Source organism: Kribbella sp. NPDC048915 (genome assembly GCF_040649595.1).
Taxonomy (GTDB): domain Bacteria; phylum Actinomycetota; class Actinomycetes; order Propionibacteriales; family Kribbellaceae; genus Kribbella.
In genome coordinates this window covers 1-19,450 of sequence record NZ_JBEZFT010000021.1, presented here as the reverse complement: position 1 = coordinate 19,450, position 19,450 = coordinate 1, and the positions used below count along the sequence as shown (strand labels likewise).

19 protein-coding genes and 2 pseudogenes are annotated in these 19,450 nt (G+C 68.4%); 10 read left to right on the top strand and 11 right to left on the bottom strand.

What is annotated here, in order from left to right; all coding sequences use genetic code 11:
* Positions 1-182 precede the first annotated feature (182 nt).
* Positions 183-356 carry a hypothetical protein gene (locus AB0B82_RS13905; RefSeq protein ID WP_360166673.1) on the bottom strand — a complete coding sequence of 58 codons (174 nt, stop codon included), beginning with the start codon at positions 354-356 and terminating at the stop codon, positions 183-185.
* 98 nt (positions 357-454) lie between these two features.
* On the opposite strand from AB0B82_RS13905, the gene AB0B82_RS13900 reads away from it, so the two are divergent.
* A complete protein-coding gene (locus AB0B82_RS13900) occupies positions 455-1,615 on the top strand; it encodes a helix-turn-helix transcriptional regulator (RefSeq protein WP_360166670.1) in 1,161 nt (386 codons plus the stop codon).
* Positions 1,616-2,298: 683 nt separating this feature from the next.
* The gene (locus AB0B82_RS13895; RefSeq protein ID WP_360166667.1) at positions 2,299-2,652 is read left to right on the top strand and encodes a hypothetical protein; all 354 of its coding nucleotides are present in this window, start codon (positions 2,299-2,301) and stop codon (positions 2,650-2,652) included.
* 134 nt (positions 2,653-2,786) lie between these two features.
* On the opposite strand, the gene AB0B82_RS13890 is transcribed toward AB0B82_RS13895, so the two are convergent.
* Complete coding sequence (locus AB0B82_RS13890) at positions 2,787-4,457, bottom strand: SulP family inorganic anion transporter (protein ID WP_360166664.1); 1,671 nt, start codon at positions 4,455-4,457, stop codon at positions 2,787-2,789.
* Between the two features lie 155 nt (positions 4,458-4,612).
* Here AB0B82_RS13890 and AB0B82_RS13885 point away from each other — a divergent pair, with 155 nt between their 5' ends.
* Positions 4,613-5,014 carry a MerR family transcriptional regulator gene (locus AB0B82_RS13885; protein ID WP_360166661.1) on the top strand — a complete coding sequence of 134 codons (402 nt, stop codon included), beginning with the start codon at positions 4,613-4,615 and terminating at the stop codon, positions 5,012-5,014.
* 138 nt (positions 5,015-5,152) lie between these two features.
* On the opposite strand, the gene AB0B82_RS13880 is transcribed toward AB0B82_RS13885, so the two are convergent.
* Positions 5,153-5,887: a DinB family protein gene (locus tag AB0B82_RS13880; RefSeq protein WP_360166658.1), complete on the bottom strand. Its 735-nt coding sequence runs from the start codon at positions 5,885-5,887 to the stop codon at positions 5,153-5,155.
* A gap of 273 nt (positions 5,888-6,160) precedes the next feature.
* On the opposite strand from AB0B82_RS13880, the pseudogene AB0B82_RS13875 reads away from it, so the two are divergent.
* Positions 6,161-6,457: pseudogene (locus AB0B82_RS13875) on the top strand (hypothetical protein); the annotation flags it as partial.
* Complete coding sequence (locus tag AB0B82_RS13870) at positions 6,448-7,230, top strand: alpha/beta hydrolase (protein ID WP_360166655.1); 783 nt, start codon at positions 6,448-6,450, stop codon at positions 7,228-7,230. The pseudogene AB0B82_RS13875 and the gene AB0B82_RS13870, both read left to right, overlap by 10 nt.
* On the opposite strand, the gene AB0B82_RS13865 is transcribed toward AB0B82_RS13870, so the two are convergent.
* The 4 genes from AB0B82_RS13865 to AB0B82_RS13850 are packed head-to-tail and all read right to left on the bottom strand — an operon-like array spanning position 7,227 to position 10,017.
* On the bottom strand, positions 7,227-7,973 hold the full coding sequence (locus tag AB0B82_RS13865) for a nuclear transport factor 2 family protein (protein ID WP_360166652.1): 747 nt from the start codon (positions 7,971-7,973) through the stop codon (positions 7,227-7,229). The genes AB0B82_RS13870 and AB0B82_RS13865 overlap by 4 nt on opposite strands.
* A 55-nt stretch (positions 7,974-8,028) precedes the next feature.
* Positions 8,029-8,952: an RNA polymerase subunit sigma-70 gene (locus AB0B82_RS13860; RefSeq protein WP_360166649.1), complete on the bottom strand. Its 924-nt coding sequence runs from the start codon at positions 8,950-8,952 to the stop codon at positions 8,029-8,031.
* A gap of 10 nt (positions 8,953-8,962) precedes the next feature.
* Positions 8,963-9,277 (bottom strand): family 16 glycosylhydrolase, encoded by a 315-nt coding sequence (locus AB0B82_RS13855; protein WP_360166646.1) that lies wholly within the window; start codon positions 9,275-9,277, stop codon positions 8,963-8,965.
* The gene (locus tag AB0B82_RS13850; RefSeq protein WP_360166644.1) at positions 9,274-10,017 is read right to left on the bottom strand and encodes an aminoglycoside phosphotransferase family protein; all 744 of its coding nucleotides are present in this window, start codon (positions 10,015-10,017) and stop codon (positions 9,274-9,276) included. Before AB0B82_RS13850 ends, AB0B82_RS13855 begins: the two co-directional genes overlap by 4 nt.
* A gap of 85 nt (positions 10,018-10,102) precedes the next feature.
* Here AB0B82_RS13850 and AB0B82_RS13845 point away from each other — a divergent pair.
* Positions 10,103-10,585, top strand: a pseudogene (locus tag AB0B82_RS13845) (FAD-dependent oxidoreductase); the annotation flags it as partial.
* Between the two features lie 833 nt (positions 10,586-11,418).
* On the opposite strand, the gene AB0B82_RS13840 reads toward AB0B82_RS13845, so the two are convergent.
* Complete coding sequence (locus AB0B82_RS13840; RefSeq protein ID WP_360166641.1) at positions 11,419-12,414, bottom strand: SH3 domain-containing protein; 996 nt, start codon at positions 12,412-12,414, stop codon at positions 11,419-11,421.
* 232 nt (positions 12,415-12,646) lie between these two features.
* Here AB0B82_RS13840 and AB0B82_RS13835 point away from each other — a divergent pair, with 232 nt between their 5' ends.
* Positions 12,647-13,438 carry an enoyl-CoA hydratase/isomerase family protein gene (locus AB0B82_RS13835; protein ID WP_360166638.1) on the top strand — a complete coding sequence of 264 codons (792 nt, stop codon included), beginning with the start codon at positions 12,647-12,649 and terminating at the stop codon, positions 13,436-13,438.
* A 101-nt stretch (positions 13,439-13,539) separates the two neighbouring features.
* Here the strand turns inward: AB0B82_RS13835 and AB0B82_RS13830 are convergent, their stop codons facing one another.
* Both AB0B82_RS13830 and AB0B82_RS13825 read right to left on the bottom strand, forming a co-directional pair.
* Positions 13,540-13,695 carry a hypothetical protein gene (locus AB0B82_RS13830; protein ID WP_360166635.1) on the bottom strand — a complete coding sequence of 52 codons (156 nt, stop codon included), beginning with the start codon at positions 13,693-13,695 and terminating at the stop codon, positions 13,540-13,542.
* Positions 13,696-13,705: 10 nt separating this feature from the next.
* Entirely contained in the window at positions 13,706-15,136 is a 1,431-nt protein-coding gene (locus AB0B82_RS13825) for an MFS transporter (protein WP_360166632.1), read from the bottom strand.
* Positions 15,137-15,316: 180 nt separating this feature from the next.
* Here AB0B82_RS13825 and AB0B82_RS13820 point away from each other — a divergent pair, with 180 nt between their 5' ends.
* On the top strand, positions 15,317-15,670 hold the full coding sequence (locus tag AB0B82_RS13820) for a YciI family protein (RefSeq protein WP_360166885.1): 354 nt from the start codon (positions 15,317-15,319) through the stop codon (positions 15,668-15,670).
* The gene (locus tag AB0B82_RS13815) at positions 15,667-16,899 is read left to right on the top strand and encodes a DUF6596 domain-containing protein (protein WP_360166629.1); all 1,233 of its coding nucleotides are present in this window, start codon (positions 15,667-15,669) and stop codon (positions 16,897-16,899) included. The genes AB0B82_RS13820 and AB0B82_RS13815 overlap by 4 nt, the downstream gene beginning before the upstream one ends.
* Positions 16,900-16,929: 30 nt before the next feature.
* On the opposite strand, the gene AB0B82_RS13810 is transcribed toward AB0B82_RS13815, so the two are convergent.
* A complete protein-coding gene (locus AB0B82_RS13810; protein ID WP_360166626.1) occupies positions 16,930-17,379 on the bottom strand; it encodes an SMI1/KNR4 family protein in 450 nt (149 codons plus the stop codon).
* Between the two features lie 75 nt (positions 17,380-17,454).
* On the opposite strand from AB0B82_RS13810, the gene AB0B82_RS13805 reads away from it, so the two are divergent.
* A complete protein-coding gene (locus AB0B82_RS13805) occupies positions 17,455-18,111 on the top strand; it encodes a hypothetical protein (RefSeq protein WP_360166623.1) in 657 nt (218 codons plus the stop codon).
* The last annotated feature ends 1,339 nt before the right edge of the window (positions 18,112-19,450 follow it).

Here is a 19,450-nt window from a genome sequence, read left to right as displayed (position 1 = left end):
CTCTCTGCGGAGCTGGGCGGCGAGTTCCCGTACGTCGTCGCGGCGGATCGTTGGTCCGAAGCACTGCGACGGGAGCCGATCAACGTAGGTGATCGCGATCGAGACGCCTCCGTCAAAGCCTTCGTCGTACCCGCGTCCCCAGGGCGAGTGTCGATCGAGGAGGCGGCGGATGCGTCGGCGCATCAGTCGTCCAGCCACTCAGCGCCGGTCTCGTCTCGGTGGTAGCCGTTGTGGTGGCCGAGGATGCAGTTCCGGCCGGTCTGGGGGCTTTCCCCGTCGCAGTCGATGTCCTGTGCAGCCCGCAGGATCGGCCACCCCGCGGCGTCCCTCTCTGGTCCCCGCGTCGTTTCGGTCATGCCCGGAGCATCGCTCAAGCAATACGCTGGATCGATCATTCCCGCGTATCCCTTGGCATCGGGAGACAGGGATACAAGGCGTGGGTGACACTGGGGTTATGTCGTTCGGGAGCCGCCTTCGGGAGTACCGCGACCATCGCGGGTGGTCGCTGGCCGACCTGGCGCGGGCAACGCATTTCAGCCGGTCCTACCTGTCGAACGTCGAGAACGGGCGGAAGCCAGCGACCGACGACATTGCGCGGGCGTGTGACGCGGCCCTGCGAGCCAAGGGCGAGCTGATCGCGGCGGCCCGCCAGGATGCGGCGTTGAAGCTCAATGACACGCCCTGGCAGACAGCCGAGCTTGTCTCACGGTTGCAGTCATCGGACACGACGCCGAACACGATCGAGGCGCTTCACTCGACCGTTGAGGAGCTGTGCTGTCAGTACAACCGGAGAGACGCGCTAGAGCTCCGCCAGGAGGCGCATGAGTGGCTTCAGTACGTCGGCACCCTCTTGCGCCGTCCCGTGGGCCTCAGGGCGCATACAGACCTGCTGGTCGCCGGCGGGTGGCTCGCGCTGCTCGCGGGGTGCGTTGAGTACGACCTCGGCATGGGGACAGCCGCGGAGTCAACACGCGTTGCAGCAGCCCAGCTCGGCGTGGAGGCCGGGCACCCGGAGATTGTTGGGTGGGGGCACGAGATGACCGCCTGGTTCGCCCTGACCCAAGGCCGTTTCCGGCAGGCTGTCGATGCTTCGCGGCGCGGGCAGGCAGTTGCTCAGGGCACCAGTGTTCAAGTCCAGCTCATCGCTCAGGAGGCGAAGGCGAGGGCACGCCTCGGTGAATCCGGTCTGACGACGCTGCTTGAGTCTGGCCGTCAGCTACTCGATGAGTTGCCGTACCCGGATCGCCCGGACAATCACTTCAAGGTAGATCCGGCGAAGTGGGACTACTACGCGATGGACGTTCACCGCATGGCGCAGGACAACGCCCAGGCGAGCGAGTATGCAACGTCGGTCATCGGCGACAACATCGCACCGGACGGCACCGAGCTAAGTCCGATGCGGATCGCCGAATGCAGGCTGACGCTGGCGTTCGTTGCAGGTCGCGACGGTGACCTAGAGCAGGCTGTCGGCCTCGGTGTCGAAGGACTGAAGGACGGTCGCCAGAGCAAGGTTCACTTGCGGATGATCGCGAGCGAACTGGACCAGGAGCTACGCCTGCGCTTCCCTGGGGAAGGGGCAGTGATCGGCTTGGAGGATGCGCTCCGGGCTGTCTGACACTACGGTGCTCAGGAAATGGAGTGGCTGTGCTAGTCAGGTACCCCCAGTTCGGCTCTCACGGCACTGCGCCACTCCTCGGCGGCTACCGTAAACCGTTCGTCTACGGTCTCGAACCAGGCGACATGATGGTCAAAGTCCAGGTAGTCCGCTGTCGACCCTTAGCTCCTCTGTCGACTCGTTGCGCATAATCAGCGCGCGGGTAAACGCGGTCAACGCCGACGCGATGGAGCTTCGGCAGGAAGCTCGGGGGTGGCTCGGGTACGTCGGGGCGCTGCTGCGTCGGCCCGTTGGCGTCAAGGCGCACGGTGAGTTGCTGGTCGCCGGTGGGTGGTTGGCGTTGCTGGCCGGATGCGTGGAGTACGACCTGGGGATGGGGGCGGCGGCGGAGTCCTCGCGGGTGATGGCTGCGCGGCTCGGGGCCGAGGCGGGTCATCCGGAGATCGTCGGATGGGGACACGAGATGACCGCGTGGTTTTCCCTGACGCAGGGGCGGTTCCGGGAAGCGGTGGCTTCCGCGCGGCGTGGGCAGGCGGTTGCTCAAGGCAACAGTGTTCAGGCGCAGCTCGTCGCGCAGGAGGCGAAGGCGCGGGCGCGGCTCGGGGACTCCGGACTTACGCCGGTGCTCGAGCGAGGGCGCGCTGTGCTCGGTTCGCTGCCGGCTCCGGATCGGCCACTTCAGGATGGATCCGGCGAAGTGGGACTACCTCGCGATGGACATCCACCGGCTGGCGGGCGACGACGTACAGGCGGCTGCATCAGCGCGCTCCGCCCTACGGGACAATCTGGCGCCGGACGGTACGGAACTGAGTCCGATGCGCATCGCCGAGTGCCGGCTGACGCTGGCGTTCGTCGCCGGCCGCGCCGGCGACCTCGAAGAGGCCGTCAGGTTGGGCATCGAAGGCCTGAAGGACGGCCGGCAGAGCAAGGTCCACCTACGGATGGTCGCCCGCGAACTGCACCACCAGCTGCAACAGCAGTACCCCGCCGCCGAAGCCGCGACCACCGACCTGGCCGAAGCGATCCGCGCAATCTGACCGCTTCGCTGGATGGGTTAACCCATGCTCTTGTGGGTTCCTGAACCTCCCGACCGCTGAGGAACCCACAACACGGTGGGTGAACCCACCGTGTGCCCGTCGGCACAGAGGGCGTGGTCGCGGTGAGGAGTGCGTCAGTGGGAGGGGTCGAGTTGGCCGGCCAGGCGTTGGTGGCGTTGAGCGCTGGCGGGGTTGAGGCCAACGATGTCGACGGTCTTGCCGTAGCGGGCGTACTTGGTGGTGATCGCGTCGAGGGTGGCGACCGTGGAGGCGTCCCAGATGTGGGACTCGGTGAGGTCGATGACCACGTGGGCCGGATCGCCGCGATAGTCGAACTGATGCACGAGGTCGTTGCTCGACGCAAAGAACAGTTCGCCGGTGACGGCGTACACCTTGGTGTCGTCGTCGGTACCGCCAACGGTCCGCACAGTGGTGAAATGCGCGACGCGCCGGGCGAACAGAACCATGGCGACGAGTACGCCGACCACGACCCCGATGGCGAGGTTGTGGGTGATGACCACGACGACGACCGTGGCGAGCATGACGGTGGTCTCGCCGCGCGGCATTCGACGCAACGTCCGCCACCGGATGCTGTGCCAGTCGAACGTGCCGACCGACACCATCACCATCACCGCGACCAGCGCGGCCATCGGGATGTCGCCGACGAGATCACCGAGACCCACGACCAGGATCAGCAGGAACACGCCGGCAAGGAACGTCGAGATCCGGGTCCGCGCGCCGGACGCCTTCACGTTGATCATCGTCTGGCCGATCATCGCGCAGCCGCCCATACCGCCGAAGAATCCGGTGACGACGTTCGAGACCCCCTGCCCCCACGCCTCGCGGGACTTGCGCGACGGGGTGTCGGCGATGTCGTCGACGAGCTTCGCGGTCATCAGCGACTCGAGCAGTCCGACCAGTGCCATCCCGAGCGCGTACGGCGCGATGATGCGCAGCGATTCCAGGTTCAACGGAACGTCGGGCCAGAACAACGACGGCAGACTGTCCGGGAGCTTGCCCTCGTCACTCACCGTCGGCACGGTGATCGAGGTCAGCGCGACCAGGATCGTGACGGTGAGGATCGCGATCAGCGGCGCGGGCACCGCTTTGGTGAATCGCGGCAGTAGCACGATCACCGCGATCCCGAGCGCCACCAGCGGATACACCGCCCACGGCACGTGGACCAGGTGCGGGAGCTGGGCGAGGAAGATCAGGATCGCCAGCGAGTTCACGAATCCGACCATGACCGAGCGCGGAATGAAGCGCATCAACCGCGCGACCCCGAGGACGCCGAGGATCACCTGCAGGACGCCGGCCAGCAGCACGGTCGCGATCAGGTAGTCGAACCCGTGGTTGCGCATCACCGGCGCGATCACCAGAGCCACCGCGCCGGTCGCGGCCGAGATCATCGCCGGCCGGCCGCCGAGGAACGCGATCGAGACCGCCATCGTGAACGACGCGAACAGCCCGACGCGCGGGTCGACGCCGGCGATGATCGAGAAGCTGATCGCCTCGGGGATCAGCGCGAGCGCGACCACCAGGCCGCCGAGTACTTCGATCCGCAGCCGGCGCGGGGACCGCAGCGCGGCGCGGACCGAGGTGACGTCGTCGGTCGGAAGCTGGGCGGATTCGGCCTCAGCTGTTGTGGGCTGGGCGGTTTCAGGCTGGGCGGGTTCGGGCGTGGCTGACTCGGGCGTCAGCGGCGTCATGCGGTCTCCAGGGCAGGCCGTACGGCGGTACGCCTCGGGCGCAAGCCGACGGCGGCGCGTCGTTGCGCCGGGCGACAGCACGAGGGACCGCGTCACGAAGGGGAGTAAGGCGCGTGAGGAGCACCAGAACGCCTCACGAACCGCAACTCTACCTGAACGTAAGAGTAGGGTTTCACGCGGTCCGTTATCCTTCCGCGGCACGGACCGCGGGCACCAGGCCTCGGGATCCGGGCCGGCGGCGGGAGAGGCGTATGGGCGAACACATGCAGATCGGCGAGGTCGCCGAGCGCACGAGGCTGAGCCTGCGCACGATCCGCCACTACGAGGAGGTCGGCCTGGTCCCGCCCTCGGCGCGCAGCAAGGGCGGCTTTCGGCTGTACAGCGAGTCCGACGTCCAGCGCCTGCTGCTGATCCGCCGGATGAAACCGCTCGGCTTCACCCTGGAGGAGATGGCTGATGTCCTCAACCTCCTGGACGCACTGGACACCGGCACCGCCGATCGCGCCGTACTCATCGATCGGCTCACCATGTACCGCGAGGCCGCCGGCCAGCGCATCGAAGCCCTGCGCGAACAACTCGACGTCGCGGTCAACTTCGCCGACACCCTGCAGCACCACCTCGACGTCCACAGCACCAGACCGGCCGACGCCTGACCGCCTCGCTAGATTCCCAGGGCGCGCGCACGAGCCGGCGCTGCGCTACGTCGACGCGTGGAACGCCGAGGAGAACACGCCCATGCGAGCCGTCAACGCCCGCCTCGGGTTCACGCCAGTCGACAACTGGTCGGTCTTTCAGCTGCCCGTGGTGACCTGACCGGCGGCGAGGGTGTCGAGGTCTCGGGTGGCGAAGCGGTAGTGCTCCCATTCCTCCTCGAGGATCACGTGGAGGCAGGACCGGGTGGTTTCAGCGCGGGTCGGTTCGTGGGGGTTGGCGCGCGAAGTGTCCAGCTCCTCCGGCGTCACCTTGGCGATCAGGTCGCGGACCATGGCTACGCGGCTCTCGCGGGCGGCGAGGACGTCGGCGAACGGCGGTGTGGTGTCGTCCTTGGCGAGGTAGCTGAGGCCGAGTGGGTGGAAGTCCTCGCGCCCGAGAACGGAGCGGCCGATCCACAGGTCGCTGGCGTGGACGAGGTGCCGCAGCGTCTGGGCGAACGACCACTCGCCGTCCACGGACGCGTCGACAGTCGGTTCGGGCATGCTCTCGACGCGTTTCAGCGCGTCGGCCCAGGCCTGCTCGACCGTCGCCCAGGCCGCGCGCAGACCGTCCGGATCCTTCGCCCGGCGCTCCGCCCGGCCGGGGAAGCGGCGGTTCAGCTCGCCGTCGACGTACGCCGCGACCTCGACGCCGTTGACCTTCAGGCTGCCGCCCGGTTCACTCAGCCACGGCGCGTCGAGGTCGGCTCCCTGGAGGTCGACACCGCGCATCACAGCACCTGACAGATCGCACTCGACGAACCGGGCGCCGCGCAGATTCGCCTCCACGAACTCCGCCCCCACCAAGTCGTCGGACCGCCCGAACTTCGCCATCACCAGCTCCCTCAGTAGACGTTTCGGCGAGCCTAGCGGCGACCTAGGACAGAAAAGTCGTGCGCCCGACCCGCGGCCCGTGGTGAGGTCGAAGGAACCGATCGACGGAGGGATCACCGACGTGGACGTTCTGAGCGCGGCGGCACGAGTGGGCTTCAAGGGGCGGCACCTGGCACGGGTCGAGGGCCTGAACATCGGCGATCCACAGCTCCCGGATGACGCCGAGGAGCTGATGGCGTACCGCGGTGTGCACCAAGCCGATCGCGCCGCGTCTGCCACTCCTGGCTCCTCGACCCGCAGCTCGCCGAGTACCTGCGTCCCGAGTCCAACATCGTGCGTTTCCAGCGTCGCTTCGACCTGCTGCCGCTCTTGCCCCTGGAGGACCCCAGCGAGGGTGACAGGGAGCTGATGCGGCTCGGACTGCACCTGCCTGTCCCGGACGGTCCGTTGACGGACAAGGACCTCGACAGTGTGCCGCAAGACACCTCACTGCAGCGCGCGTTCGTCGAACACCTGCGCGCGGGCGGGCATTGGTACGCGCGAACGGGCATGCTGAAGCGATGGAGCTGATGATCCCCGTTGGGCAGGACATCGTCTGGGCCGAGCACCTGGCAGGTGACGGCGTACCGATTGTGCTGCTGCACTCGGGCGTCGGCGACTCGCGGGACTGGGACCGCGTCGTACCCGGGCTGGACGGCCTGCGACTCGTCAGGTACGACGTCCGCGGCTACGGACGCTCCCCACAGCCCACGGCTCAGTTCACCCTGCTCGGCGACCTCGAAACGGTTCTGGACCAGTTGGCGCTCGACCGTGTGCTACTGGTCGGTTGCTCGATGGGCGGCGGTACGGCGCTCAGCTTCGCGGTGAGGTACCCGCAACGGGTCCACGGCCTCGTACTGCTCTGCCCAGGCGTCCCTGGCTTCCCCATGCCCGACGAGCCCGAGCTGGACGCGGAGTACGACGCGCTGCTGGCACGCCGCGACGTGGACGGCATGGTGCAGTTCGCACTGCGCATATGGGGTGGGGCGGGCGCCGACGACGCGGTGATGGCGCAGCTACGAGCCTCGATCCCAGCGTGGTTCGACCAGGACGAGTACCTGAGACCGACCGCCCCCGTGTACAACCGCCTGCACGAGATCACCGCCCCGTCGGTCGTCATGGCCGGCGACAAGGACCGCCCGATCCTCGCAGCCGTGGCCGGCGGCACCGCCGCGCGCATCCCCGGCTGCGAGTTCGTCTGGCTGCCCGGCATCGACCACTTCCCGGCCCTCCGCGCACCTCAAGCAGTCACCGACGCTGTCCTCCGCGTGGTAGGCCAAGACGTGAGCCCGGACATCAGTTAAGACGCTGGATACGAGAGGTGCTGGTGAATCATCTGCCAGCCGCTCCCGCGTTTGCGGAAGACACGCGTGGCCCGGGACGTCGTCTCGACACCGTCGGCGATGACGTGGTCGATGGACCAGGCGACAGCCAGGTCGTCCCCGGACTCGATGGTCGGGTTGGTGATCTGCAGCGTGACGGGGCTCGAGCTCGCGGTCAGTCCGGTGGCGCAGACGTCGCGGACAGCTGCTTTGCCTGTGTAGTTGCCGTCGATCTCGTAGGAGACGATGTCCTCCGCGATGGGCTCCATCAACGACTCCAGGTCGCCTGCGGCGGTGTCGGCGGACCATTGGCCGAACACAGCCTTCAGGTCAGGCTCGACCGACTCGTGTGGGAACGAGTGGTGTTCGTGGGTGATCGTCCAACGGCCATCGACCTTACGAAGGCCGATCGTCAGCCGGAGCAGGCGGGCGGGATCGTCGCCGGCGTTGCGGCAGTGCAGGAGGGCGAACGCGAACGCCACGTCCGTCCCCGCGGTCACCTCGAGCGATTCGAGGTCGAACATCGCGCCCGAACGCTGCCACTCGAAGAAGCCCGGCCACGTGTCGCGGTACGCGTCCAGTCCGCGCACACCGTCGTACGGCGGGGGCACGTCGAACATCACCAGGTCGGGCGCGTGCTCCGCGAGTACTGCGTCGAGATCGCCGGTGTGGACCGCGGTCACCCAGTTCTCGATCAGGGTGCGGATCTGCTGCTCGTCAGTCATGTCTCTCCTCGGGAAGGTGGTTCTCACCCCCTACAACCCGGGAAGTCCCGCAAACTCATCGCGCGAGTTCGGCGGGCAGTCCGAAGGCCGGGAAGTCCGCCTCGAGGTACGACACCACCTCGGCGATCTCCGCTCCCCGCAGAACGATGACGTCGAGCCCGGCCGGGACGTAGCGGTCGCCGTCGCGCAGGTACGTTCCGAAGGCGAGCTGCCCGTTCGCCCGCGCCGGCAGGAACCGCCACTCCGAGCGCAGCGGACCGTCGAGCAGGAACCCACGAATCGCCTCGTGCCCGACGTACCAGTCCGGCAACGGCGGCATCGAGTACTTCGCGTCGGCCGCCAGCATCGCCACAATCGCGTCGACGTCCCGCGCTTCCCAGGCAGCCATGTACCGCTCGACCAGTTCACGTTCCGCGGACGCACCCAGCGCGCGCAGTGTGCGCTGTTGACTCGGTACGTCGCGTACGACGACGCGCGCACGCTGCAGCGCACTGTTGACCGCGGCAACCGTGGTCTCCAGCAGCTCAGCCACCTCACGCGCACTGAACGCCAGCACGTCCCGCAACAGCAGTACTGCCCGTTGCAGAGCGGACAGGTGCTGCAGTGACGCGACGAAGGCGAGTTCGACGGACTCGCGCGTCAGTAGCTCGGCCTCCGGCGTCAGAGTGGACGTCCACGCGAGGCGGCTCTCCGGGAGCGGCTTCAGCGTCTCCAGCTCGCGGCGTCCACGCTGCTGGATCATGGTGAGGCAGCGGTTCGTGGCGATCTTGTAGAGCCACGGACGGATCGAGCCGCGGTCGTCGTACCCACGAAGTCCGTTCCACGCGCGCAGCAGCGTCTCCTGCACGGCGTCCTCGGCGTCCGCGTCAGAGCCGAGCATCCGGTAGCAGTGCGCGTGCAGCTCACCGCGCCACGGTTCGACCAGCGCGGCGAAAGCCTGCTGGTCGCCCGCACGGGCGGCGTCCAAGAGGTCGTGCATCACTGGCACGCTAGCGACTTGCCTGCCGAGCGGTCGAGTACTGCGGCTGATGCCGGATGCGGTCCACCGTGAAGGTGGGGACGTGGTTGCGGCCGGACTGGTCCGGGAAGTCGAAGACGGCCAGCATCAGTTGCATCGGGTACGTCGGTGCGCCCTGGCAGCCTCGAACGACCTGGCCGTCGACGGAGAACGTCGCCGTACCGCCGGACCACTCGACCGCATACGTGTGGAACTTCCGGATGGGGGTTGGGGGCGTGGCTGCGGCTGAGCCGGACGGACGTGAGCGACGTGGGCAATCCGGATGGCTGGCTGACCTGGACCTCATCCCGCTACCAGCCTGAGCACCCGTCGCGCCTGCGCCTGCGCCGTACCGGGTGGGTTGCGGGCGGCGCTCGGCCCACCGGGACCGATCAGCATCAGCCAGAACCCGGCCCACAGGCAGCGCGCCGCCCGGAAACGATCCGGGTCCACGGCGAACCGCCGTACCAACGAGGTCGGGTCGGTCTGTCGCCAGGACAGGTGCTCGACCAGGTTCGCCAGCTCGATCGCACGATCACCGCGGCCCGCGTCCTCGAAGTCGACGATGCGGACGCGGTCGCCGTCCCACAGATAGTTGGCGAGATTGGGATCACCGTGAGCGACCACCGGGTCGTCGATCGGTGTCAGGTCCGGCGATTCGTCGTCGAGCCAGGCGCGGGCCGCTACGCCGATGACGTCGTCGCCATCACACAACGCGCGCAGGCCGGAGCGGGTGCGCTCGACCAGAGCCGGCAGATCGATCGCCGGCAGCTCCTCGGAGGGGACCGACCACAGCGTTTCGAGGGCATCGCCGACAGCGCCGAGCTGCTCGGCGGTCAACGACCCCTGCAGAGGCGAGCCGGGGACCACCGTCATCGTCAGCCATGGACTGTCGCCTGGGGACAACTCGAGCGGCACCGGTGCGAGACCCGGCGCCGTCCGGGTGAGCAACGTCAGCGCGGTCCACTCACGCACCGGTTCGTCGCGCGACCATGACCTGTAGCGCTTGGTCAGCGTCTGGCCGGAGGTCTCCACCGAGTGGGTCATCGAGGAAAGTCTGGCGGACGTGTCGATTTCCGGCGACCTCCTTCGACGTACGAGCAGGAAGCAGATACGGCGAAGGAGCGATCGGATGTCGACGCAGGCGGTTGGGGCGGATGTCAACGACGTGGTGGCGGGGCTGCTTGGGGCGGGGTTCAATGGTGTGATCCGCCGGCCGGGCGAGCCGGAGTACGACGAGCAGCGGCGGTCCGTGATCCCCTCGGTGGACTCGCGCCCGCTGGTGATCGCCGAGGCCTCCGGGCGGACCGACGTCCAGGCGGCGGCACGGACGGCGCGCGCATACGGCGTACCGCTCGCGGTGCAGGCGACGGGACACGGCACGCGAGTTCCCGCGGACGGCGGGATCCTGCTCAAGACCACGCAGCTGACCGGCGTGCTGATCGACCCAGAGCGGCGCGTCGCCAAGGTAGCGCCGGGTGCCCGGTGGGGCGCGGTGCTGGATGCCGCGCGGCCGTTCGGGCTCGCGCCGCTGTCCGGGTCGCACCGCGACGTCGGCGTCACCGGCTACACGCTGGGCGGCGGTGTCGGCTGGTTGGCGCGCAAGTACGGTTTCGCCGCCGACAGTGTGATTCGCGCCGAGGTTATGACCGCTGACGGACGGTTCGTGACCGCGACCGCCGAGCAGCACGCCGACCTGTTCTGGGCGATCCGCGGCGGCACCGACAACTTCGGCATCGTCACCTCGCTCGAGTTCCGCCTGTATCCGGTCCGCGAGGTTCACGCCGGCATCGTGTACTACGGCATCGGCCGCGCCGCCGCGATCCTCCGCCGGTATCGCGAGTGGACCGCCACGATCCCCAACGAACTCAGCACTGCGGTCGTCCTGACCCGAGTCCCCGGCACCGAGCAGCGCGCCGTCGCGATCAAGGTCCTGTACGCCGGGCCCGCCGACGTTGCGGAGCACCTGCTCAAACCACTCTTCGCGGTGGCAGGCCCGCGCCTCGCCGGTGAACTGCGAACGATCGAGTACGCCGATGCCGCAATGGGCGGAACGCCCGCGCGCCACCTCGACTTCCTGGACGCGCTGACCGACGAGGTGATCGACGTGATCAGCGACCTCGAGGACGCCATGGTCGAGGTGCGGCACTGGGGCGGCGCGATGGCCAACCCGGGACCCGGTGCCGGACCGGTCGGCCACCGCGCGGCGCCGTACTCACTGATCGTCGACCGCGAGATCGACCTGCCCACGTCTGGCCGGACGTTCGTGAACTTCCTCGGCGACCCAGGGCGCGCGGACACCGCGTACGGCCCGCAGGACCTGGACCGGCTGCGCGGTCAAGCGCGCCTACGACCCGACGAACTTCTTCCACCTGAACGCCAACATCAGGCCCTGAGAAACGACGAAGCGGCCCGGGCAGAGTGCTCGGGCCGCTTCGTTCGAGTGGATCAGACCGTGCCGGAGTTGCCGTAGACGCTGACGTGCACGTGGTCGTAGTGGTTCGCGGTCGCGCTGCCGCGGTCCTCCATCGCGCGCCAGCCTTCGCTGCTGCGCTGGACCGTCCAGATGTGCTGCTGCCAGATCAGCTGGCTGATGCCGAGCTTCTTGTAGTTGGCCTTCAGCCAGTCGGCGACCTCCTGGCCCTCAGAGCCGCTGACCATGATGTCGAGCGCGCGACCGCTGGAGTGCTCGGAGCCGCTGTCGCCGGACCGCAGACCGCCGTACGACGTGATGTTCGGGAACTTCGCGCAGATCGCGCGGTGCACGCGGATCGCGTCCTGGGTCAGGCCGTCCTCGACGCCGGAACCGGACTTGCAGGCCGCCTGCGAGATCTCGCCGGTGGTGCTGGTCGTCGTCTTCGGCACGGGCTTGGTGGCGGACAGGTACTGCGCCTTCACCCAGCGGGACTTGCCGTCGCTGACGACCTCGGCCCAGATGCCGTCGACCTTGCCGGTGACCGAGACCTTGGTGCCCTTCGGCAGGACGTCCAGCAGGACGCCGGTCAACGGCAGCGACCACAGGTTCAGATCGGTGGTCGTGTACTTCGTGCCGGTGATCTTCGGCGGTGCCGTGTTCACCTGGGCCGCGCGGGTCTTGGTCGCGGTCGGCTTCGGGATCGGCGCCTGCTTCTTCAGATGCTTGGCGGTCGGGCTCGGCTTGGGCTTCGGCTTCGGCGCCACCGTCGGCGTCGACGGCGTGATCGGCGGGCGCAGCGCGTCCCGGCTGATCGTGGTGTCGCGCGCCAGCTGCAGGGACGAGCTGGCGATCGACGGGTCGAGCTCAACGTGCTTGCTGGGCAGCGCGGCCGCGGAGCCGGTGGCCACCATCGCCACCGCCGCGCCCGGGATCGCGACCTTCGCCAAGCCTGGCTGGATCACCTTCGGACGCGACTGCTTGTGCCGCGCCTTGCTATGTCGTCCTGCAGCCACCTTCTGAATCCCCATCTGTCGAGATCAAAACGTTATCGACCGGAAGGGAGTCAAGCACACTTCTGCGCACGGGTTCGAATCGGGGGCGACTCTTAACGCATTACGAACATCCACAGGCTGAGTCGGAGCGTGATCTGGCCGCTATCCGGATGTAATCGCGTTGAGATCAAACGTTTGGTCGGCGATTCGGGCGTGTCTGTGACCCAGAGCGCGGCGGATCGGCCGTGATCTGCGGTTGACTGCGCGGGTGGGATTCCGGGTCGAACGTTCGGGCGAAGGTCGAAGCGGCGGTGGCGGCGCGGTCGCGCGGTTGGTGATCGATCGGGCGGCGAAGCGGAATGCGCTGACCCGGGCGATGTGGGCCGAGCTGCCTGGGCTGCTGGCCGGGCTCGCGGCCGACGACGAGGTTCAGGTCCTGCTGGTGACCGGCGAGGGTGCGAGTTTCTCGGCCGGTGCCGACATCCGTGACCTGATCTCGGGCGCCGATCCCGCCGATCCGATGGCGGAACTGCGCGCGGCGAACCTGGCGGCGCAGGCGGCGTTGCGCGAGTTCCCGAAACCGACGATCGCGGTGGTCCGCGAGCACTGCATCGGCGGCGGGCTGGAGATCGCGGTGAACTGTGACTTCCGGTTTGCCGCGCGGGACGCGAGCTTCGGCGTCACCCCGGCCCGGATCGGTGTCGTGTATCCGCCGGCCGCGATCAAGGTCCTGCTCGATCTGGTCGGTCCGGCGACCACGAAGTACCTGCTGTTCAGCGGGGAGTTGCTGACCGCTGACCAGGCGGAGCTGAAGGGGCTGGTCGACCGCGTGGCGGACGATCCGATGGCGGCGGCCGAGGCCTTCGCGGAGACGCTGGTATCGCGATCCCAGTTGACGATTCGCTCGGCCAAGGAGTCGGTCAACGCGCTGCTGGCCGGCCGTGACGGCGATGCGGCGGCGGTACGGCGGTACCGCGAGACGATCGCGTCCGGTGAACTGGCCGAAGGAATCGAGGCTTTCACCCAGAAACGGTCGCCGAAGTTCGGCTGGCGGCACTGAGCAGCACCCGACCGCAGCCATCCTGACCGGCCGAACCCCGCGGATCGCTCCGCGGGGTTCGGCCGGTCCGGCCTGTCAGCGGCCGGGCGAGATGTCAGGGGTCAGAACCAGTGCCTTCGCCCACCGACCGCGCGGCCGGTCGCTCCGAGAATCCAGAACACTGCGCCGATCAGCAGCAGGATGATGCCGAGCGTCCACAGGATCGAGATGTTCAGGACGAACCCGAGAATCAACAGGATCAGTCCGAGGATGAGCATTGAGCCTCCTTCACAGGGGCCGCCGGGCGGAAGTGGCGGCTACGCGCCTCAGGTGCCCACCGTTCAAGCGCTCAACCTCCAACAACCGTTTGAGCAGCAGGCAGCCGGCCAGACCGATCACCAGGAAGATCCCCACGGTCACAAAGGCGATCCGGAATCCGTGAGTCAGCGCGATCGGCGTGACACCCGACGTACTCGCTGTAGCGACCGCCGACACCACCGCGACCCCGATCGCGCCGCCGATCTGGAAGCTCGCGTTCTGCAGGCCGGAGGCGACGCCCGCGTCCTCCCCACGCGCGTCGCTGAGCGAAGCGATCGACCCGGCGACCGTGCCCGCGCCGAGTCCGGCGCCGAAGATCGTCAGCCCCCAGAACGCCACCTCGAAGTACCCGGACGTCGCGGTCAGCCGAGTCATCACCGTCGTACCGGCACCCGCCACCAGAAGCGACACGAAGGCGACGCGGCGTGGGCCGACTCGGGTGACGAGGTGCTGCCCGATCATCGATCCCACCACCGCGGTGGCTGCGAGTACGGCGGACATGAAGCCGTAGCGAACCGCTGACGCGCCCAGTGCCAGCTGGGCGTACTGCGTGTACACGAAGTTGAGGCCGAACGCCGCCAAACCCCAGCTGAGCGTGATGAGGTTGCCGCCGACCAGTGCCCGCGAGCGGAAGAGCCGCAGTGGTACGAGCGGTGCGGCGGACCGCTTCTCCACCAGGACGAACAGCACAACAAGCCCTGCGGACAGCAACACCAGCAGAGCAGTGCGCACGGGCGGCGACGTCGGGGCCTCGATGACGGCGTACACGAGGACGATGAGCGCTGCGGTCACGGTGACGGCGCCGGCCACGTCGAAACCGCGGCGTCCCGGTCCACGACTGTCCTGCAGGAGTAGCGGGGCCAGTACGACGACCAGCACGCAGACCGGCACGTTGATGAAGAAGATCCACTGCCAACCCAGTCCGTCCGTGACCGGTCCGCCGACGAGCGATCCCGCCGTACCGCCGACACCACTGGTCGCGCCCCAGATCCCCAACGCCTTGTTGCGATCCGCTCCGGACGGGAACGTGGTCATGACGATCGACAGCGCGCTCGGCGCGAGTACGGCGGCCGCTGCGCCTTGCAGACCGCGGGCGAGCACCAGCGCGTCGCCGCTCCACGCGAACCCGCACAGCAGGGAGGCGCCCGCGAACAGCAGCAGTCCGGTGACGAAAACGCGTCGCCGGCCCAGGAGGTCCGAGATGCGCCCGCCGAGCAGCAGGAGACCGCCGAACATCAGGGCGTACCCGCTGGGCACCCACTGCACGCCACCGCTGCTGAAGACCAGTTCGCGCTCGATGGACGGCACGGCGACCAGCACGATGGACGCGTCGAGGATGATCATGAAACCGGTCAGGCAGAGCAGTGCGAGCGCAAACCAGCGTTTGGAGTGGGAAACCATCGGTTATCTCCCGTACGGCGGGACGCCCCGGCTGAGCGTCACTCGACAGGGACGTCGGTGCGGGGCGGAGGTACTTCGACATTCCGGAGGTGTCGAAACCAGGGGCAGGTGTTCCGACGTACCTGACGAGCGGGGGTCACAGCGGCCTCCACCGGGGACAGGATGGTGACCGTGAAGTACATGCTGCTGATCTACAGCAACGCCGAGAGCTGGGAGAGTCTGTCGGCCGAGCAACGCGACGGGCTGAGCCGTGCGCACGAAGCGCTCACGCGGGAGCTGCTGGAGCAGGGCCAGTTGGTCAGCGGGGCCGGGCTGGCGGACCCGATCACCACGCGGACCGTGCAGGTCCGCAACGGCACCACGACCACCACCGACGGGCCCTACGCGGAGGCGAAGGAGCACCTGGCCGGGTTCTACTTGGTGGAGTGCGACAACATCGACCAGGCGATCGGGTACGCAGCGCGGATGCCCGACGCGCAGTACGTGGCGGTGGAGGTGCGGCCGGTGATGGATGCGTCAGGGCTGGAGATGTGACTGACATCGAACTCCTCCTGCGGGAGCAGACGCCGCAGGTGCTCAGTGCGCTGGTTCGGCACTACGGGCACTTCGACCTGGCCGAGGAAGCGGTCCAGGAGGCGCTGCTCGCCGCCGCGCAGCAGTGGCCGGCCGAAGGCCTGCCGGACAACCCGCGTGGCTGGCTGATCCGGGTCGCGTCGCGGCGGCTGACCGATCTGCTCCGGAGCGAGTCGGCCCGGCGCCGGCGCGAGGAGAACGCGGCACAACTCGCCGCGCCGGAGGAGTTCGTTGCGCCCGGCCCCGATGCCGACGATCCGGGTGGACGGGACGACACGCTGACTTTGCTCTTCCTGTGTTGTCATCCGGCGTTGTCACCGGCATCGCAGATCGCTCTGACACTGCGTGCGGTCGGCGGTCTCACCACGGCGCAGATCGCCGCCGCGTTCCTGGTGCCGGAGGCAACCATGGCACAGCGGATCAGCCGGGCGAAGCGGAGCATCAAGCAAGCCGGGAGCTCGTTCGAGATGCCACCCGAGGCGGAGCGGGACGAGCGCATGTCCGCCGTACTGCATGTGCTGTACCTGATCTTCAACGAGGGCTACACGGCCTCGTCCGGTACGTCGCTGCACAGCGCGGAGCTGACCACTGAGGCGATCCGCCTGGTCCGCGGCGTACGGAAACTGCTGCCGGACGACGGTGAAGTGGCGGGGTTGCTGGCATTGATGCTGCTGACCGACGCGCGGCGGCCGGCGCGCACCGGTCCGGACGGGGCGCTCGTCCCGCTGGCCGAGCAGGACCGCTCCCAGTGGAACTGGGACATGATCGTCGAAGGTGAGGCGCTGGTGAGCGATGCGCTGTCTCGGACTCAGCTGGGTCCGTACCAGGTGCAGGCCGCGATCGCAGCCGTCCACGACACGGCGGAGCGCGCCGAGGACACGGATTGGCGGCAGATCGTCGCGCTGTACGACGTACTCGAGCAACTCGTCGACAACCCGATGGTGAAGCTCAATCACGCCGTCGCCGTCGGGATGGCGATCGGTCCGAAGGAGGGGCTCGCCGTACTCGAGCCGCTCGCGTCGGACGACCGCATGAACCACCGGTTCGAGGCGGTCCGCGCGCATCTGCTCGAAATGGCCGGCGATACGGCTGCTGCGCGGGAGAGTTACCTGCTGGCGGCCCGCCGTACGACGAGCATGCCGGAGCGGAACTACCTGCAATCCAAGGCCGAACGCCTCCCGGACGCCTGACGGCTCGATCCTTCTGACGGCTTGATTCTTCTAACCGCTCGTTTCCTCCAGCGGCTCGATTGATGCGAGGAACTGGTCCCAGGAGTCGGCGAGCCGCTCGCGGACGACCGGGGTGGTCACGCCTTCGTCGTCCTCCTCCAATTCGCTGCTCTGGTACCAGACCGAGCCGCTGTCCTCGCCTGTCACCACCAGCAGGAACAGGCCGCCGCCCGCATCCGTACCCACCGGAATCCAGCCTGCCGGAATCACGTCGCCGTCGACGCTGAGGAGGTACCACAGGCTGGACCACCGAGGGACGTCGCCGATGCCGGTGACGATCTCGAGACCGTGGTTGTTGTAGCCCTCGAGCGCACCGCCGTCCTGTGTGCTCAGGTAGGCGCGGTACGGCTCCGGGAGGCGGGCGCCCAGTTTGCTTTCCAGTTCCGTCAACCTGCTCGGTGCGGCAGGCGGGTAGGTCCTCGCGTAGGTCGGTGTGGTCACCGGGCGCGTCCTCTCGTTCGTCGTACGACGCAGTCTGCCTCGCGTTCGGACCGGTGGATGTGTCAGGTTGGGGGTGTGGATCTCACCCGAGCCTCGCTCCTGCGGGAGATGCTGAGCGGTACCGAACTGGGGAGCCGGACGACGGAGTTCGGCTATGCGCTGCGACGCTTCACGACGCGGCGCAGCGGGCTCATGCTGTTCGGGCCGGCCGACGACGAGCCGTGGCATCTGACCGCGCACCTGGACGACGAACTGCACCGCGCGGGCATCGACGACCTGCGCCCGTCACTGGTCCGCTGGTCGCCGCCGCCGGGCGCCCCGCCCCATCTGGCGATCGGCCTGGACCGCCTGCGCGACGCCGGCCGCGGTGAGTCCCTGCTGGTGGTCGCCGAAGACGCACCGCCCGCCACCTTGCTGGAGCGAGTCAACGACGTACGCCGCCGCGGTACGACGATCTTCAGCATCGGCAACGGCGACAGCGAACTGACGTCGCTCAGCCACGAGACACTCGTACCCGAACTCCTGATCCCCGACGGCTTCGGCTGGACGACCCACAAGGTGTACGACGACCCGCCCGCCGCACTGACCGAAGTGGAGCCCCAGACCGTCGAAAGCTTCGAAACAGCACAACACCTGGTCAGCCTCGCCGCCGCCGACGAAGAAGCCGGCCGCCCAGGCTGGCGCCGCCGCCTGCGCAACGCCATCGAACGCCTAGGCGGCGAACCAGCGTAGGGCTCCGGCAACGTCGCCAACGGCCGCCACACTCAAGGAGTGTCGCGCCCGGCCCGCCGTCTACGGCGCTGGATGTGCCGTCGTGCCTGAGCTTGTCCCGCGCCTCAGACCATGGGGTCTGGGAGTGCCTGGGCCCGGGGTGCTGCGCTGCCTGGGGTGCTGCGGTGCTTGGGGTGCTGCGGTGCTTGGGGTGCTGTGGCGCTTGAGGTTCTGCGAGGCCAAGGTGCTGCTCCGCCGGGCGTTCTGCCACACCCAAGGTCCGCGATCCTCAAGGTCCTGCGGGGTCTGGGGTTTGCCGTGCTCAGGGTGCCGTGGCGCCTGGGGGTCTGCGCGCGTGGGGTGCCTGACGTCTGGGGTCTGCGGCGCTCGAGGTGCCCTGAGGTTCTGCGGCGCCTGGGTCAGCCACGCTCAATATGGGGTGGCTCCTGAGGGTCTGCCACGTCTGAGGTGCCGTGCCGCCTAAGGTCCTACGGTGTCGGGCACCCTACGCTGCCGGGGACCGTGCTGCCGGGGACCGTGCTGCCGGGGACCGTGCTGCCGGGCTGCCGGGCGAAGGCCTGCGCTCGTCGAAGGTCCTCCGCAGAGGTGTACCTGCGAGGGCCGTCCCGCGTCCTCTTCGCGCAGGCGCTGAGGCACAGCTGACTTGCCGCGTTATGACGGTGCGCGTGATCGGGAACTTGTGCTCTGCAGTCGAAGTCCGTCAAGGAGTCTGCGGGCGGGTGGAAGCAGCGACTTCGCCGGTCGCGCACGCCTGAATCAAGGCCCGAGATGGCGGAGCTACCGCTGCGGCGGCCATCGATTGATCAGGCCGGAGAAGACTTCGGTCGGCCAGGCTGCGTCCAGGCCCGGTTGAAGCAGCCGCGTCCGACGTCGGCACAGGTGATAGCAGTTCGACCACGAGCGAGACGGAAGAGTTCGCGCAGTCGGGGGCTCCGGCGGGCGGCTGCGTCCAGGTCAGAAGGGTGGTGGGTCGCTCGGCGGGCAGGCGGCCGCGTTCGTGGTGCCGTCTGATGAGGCGCCGGGCGGTCTGCCGTGTGGTGGGGTGCCGGATTGTGGGGTGCTGGTGTGTGGGGTGATGGGGCCGCGGGCGGGTGGGACGGTGGTGTAGCGGTGGCCGGTGGGTGTGGTGAGGGTTATTGAGCCGTCGGGGTGGGTGGTGGTTGTCCATCCCCAGGCGGGGGTGTCTTTGATGATGTGGTGGTACTCGCAGTAGGGCACGAGGCCGGTGAGGTTTGTGTGGCGGGTTTTCTGAAGGGGGTGGCGTGGTCGCGGTCGCAGTTGCGGGAGGGGTGGTTGCAGCCGGGCCAGGCGCAGACGGGGTGGCGTGCGAGGAGGGTTT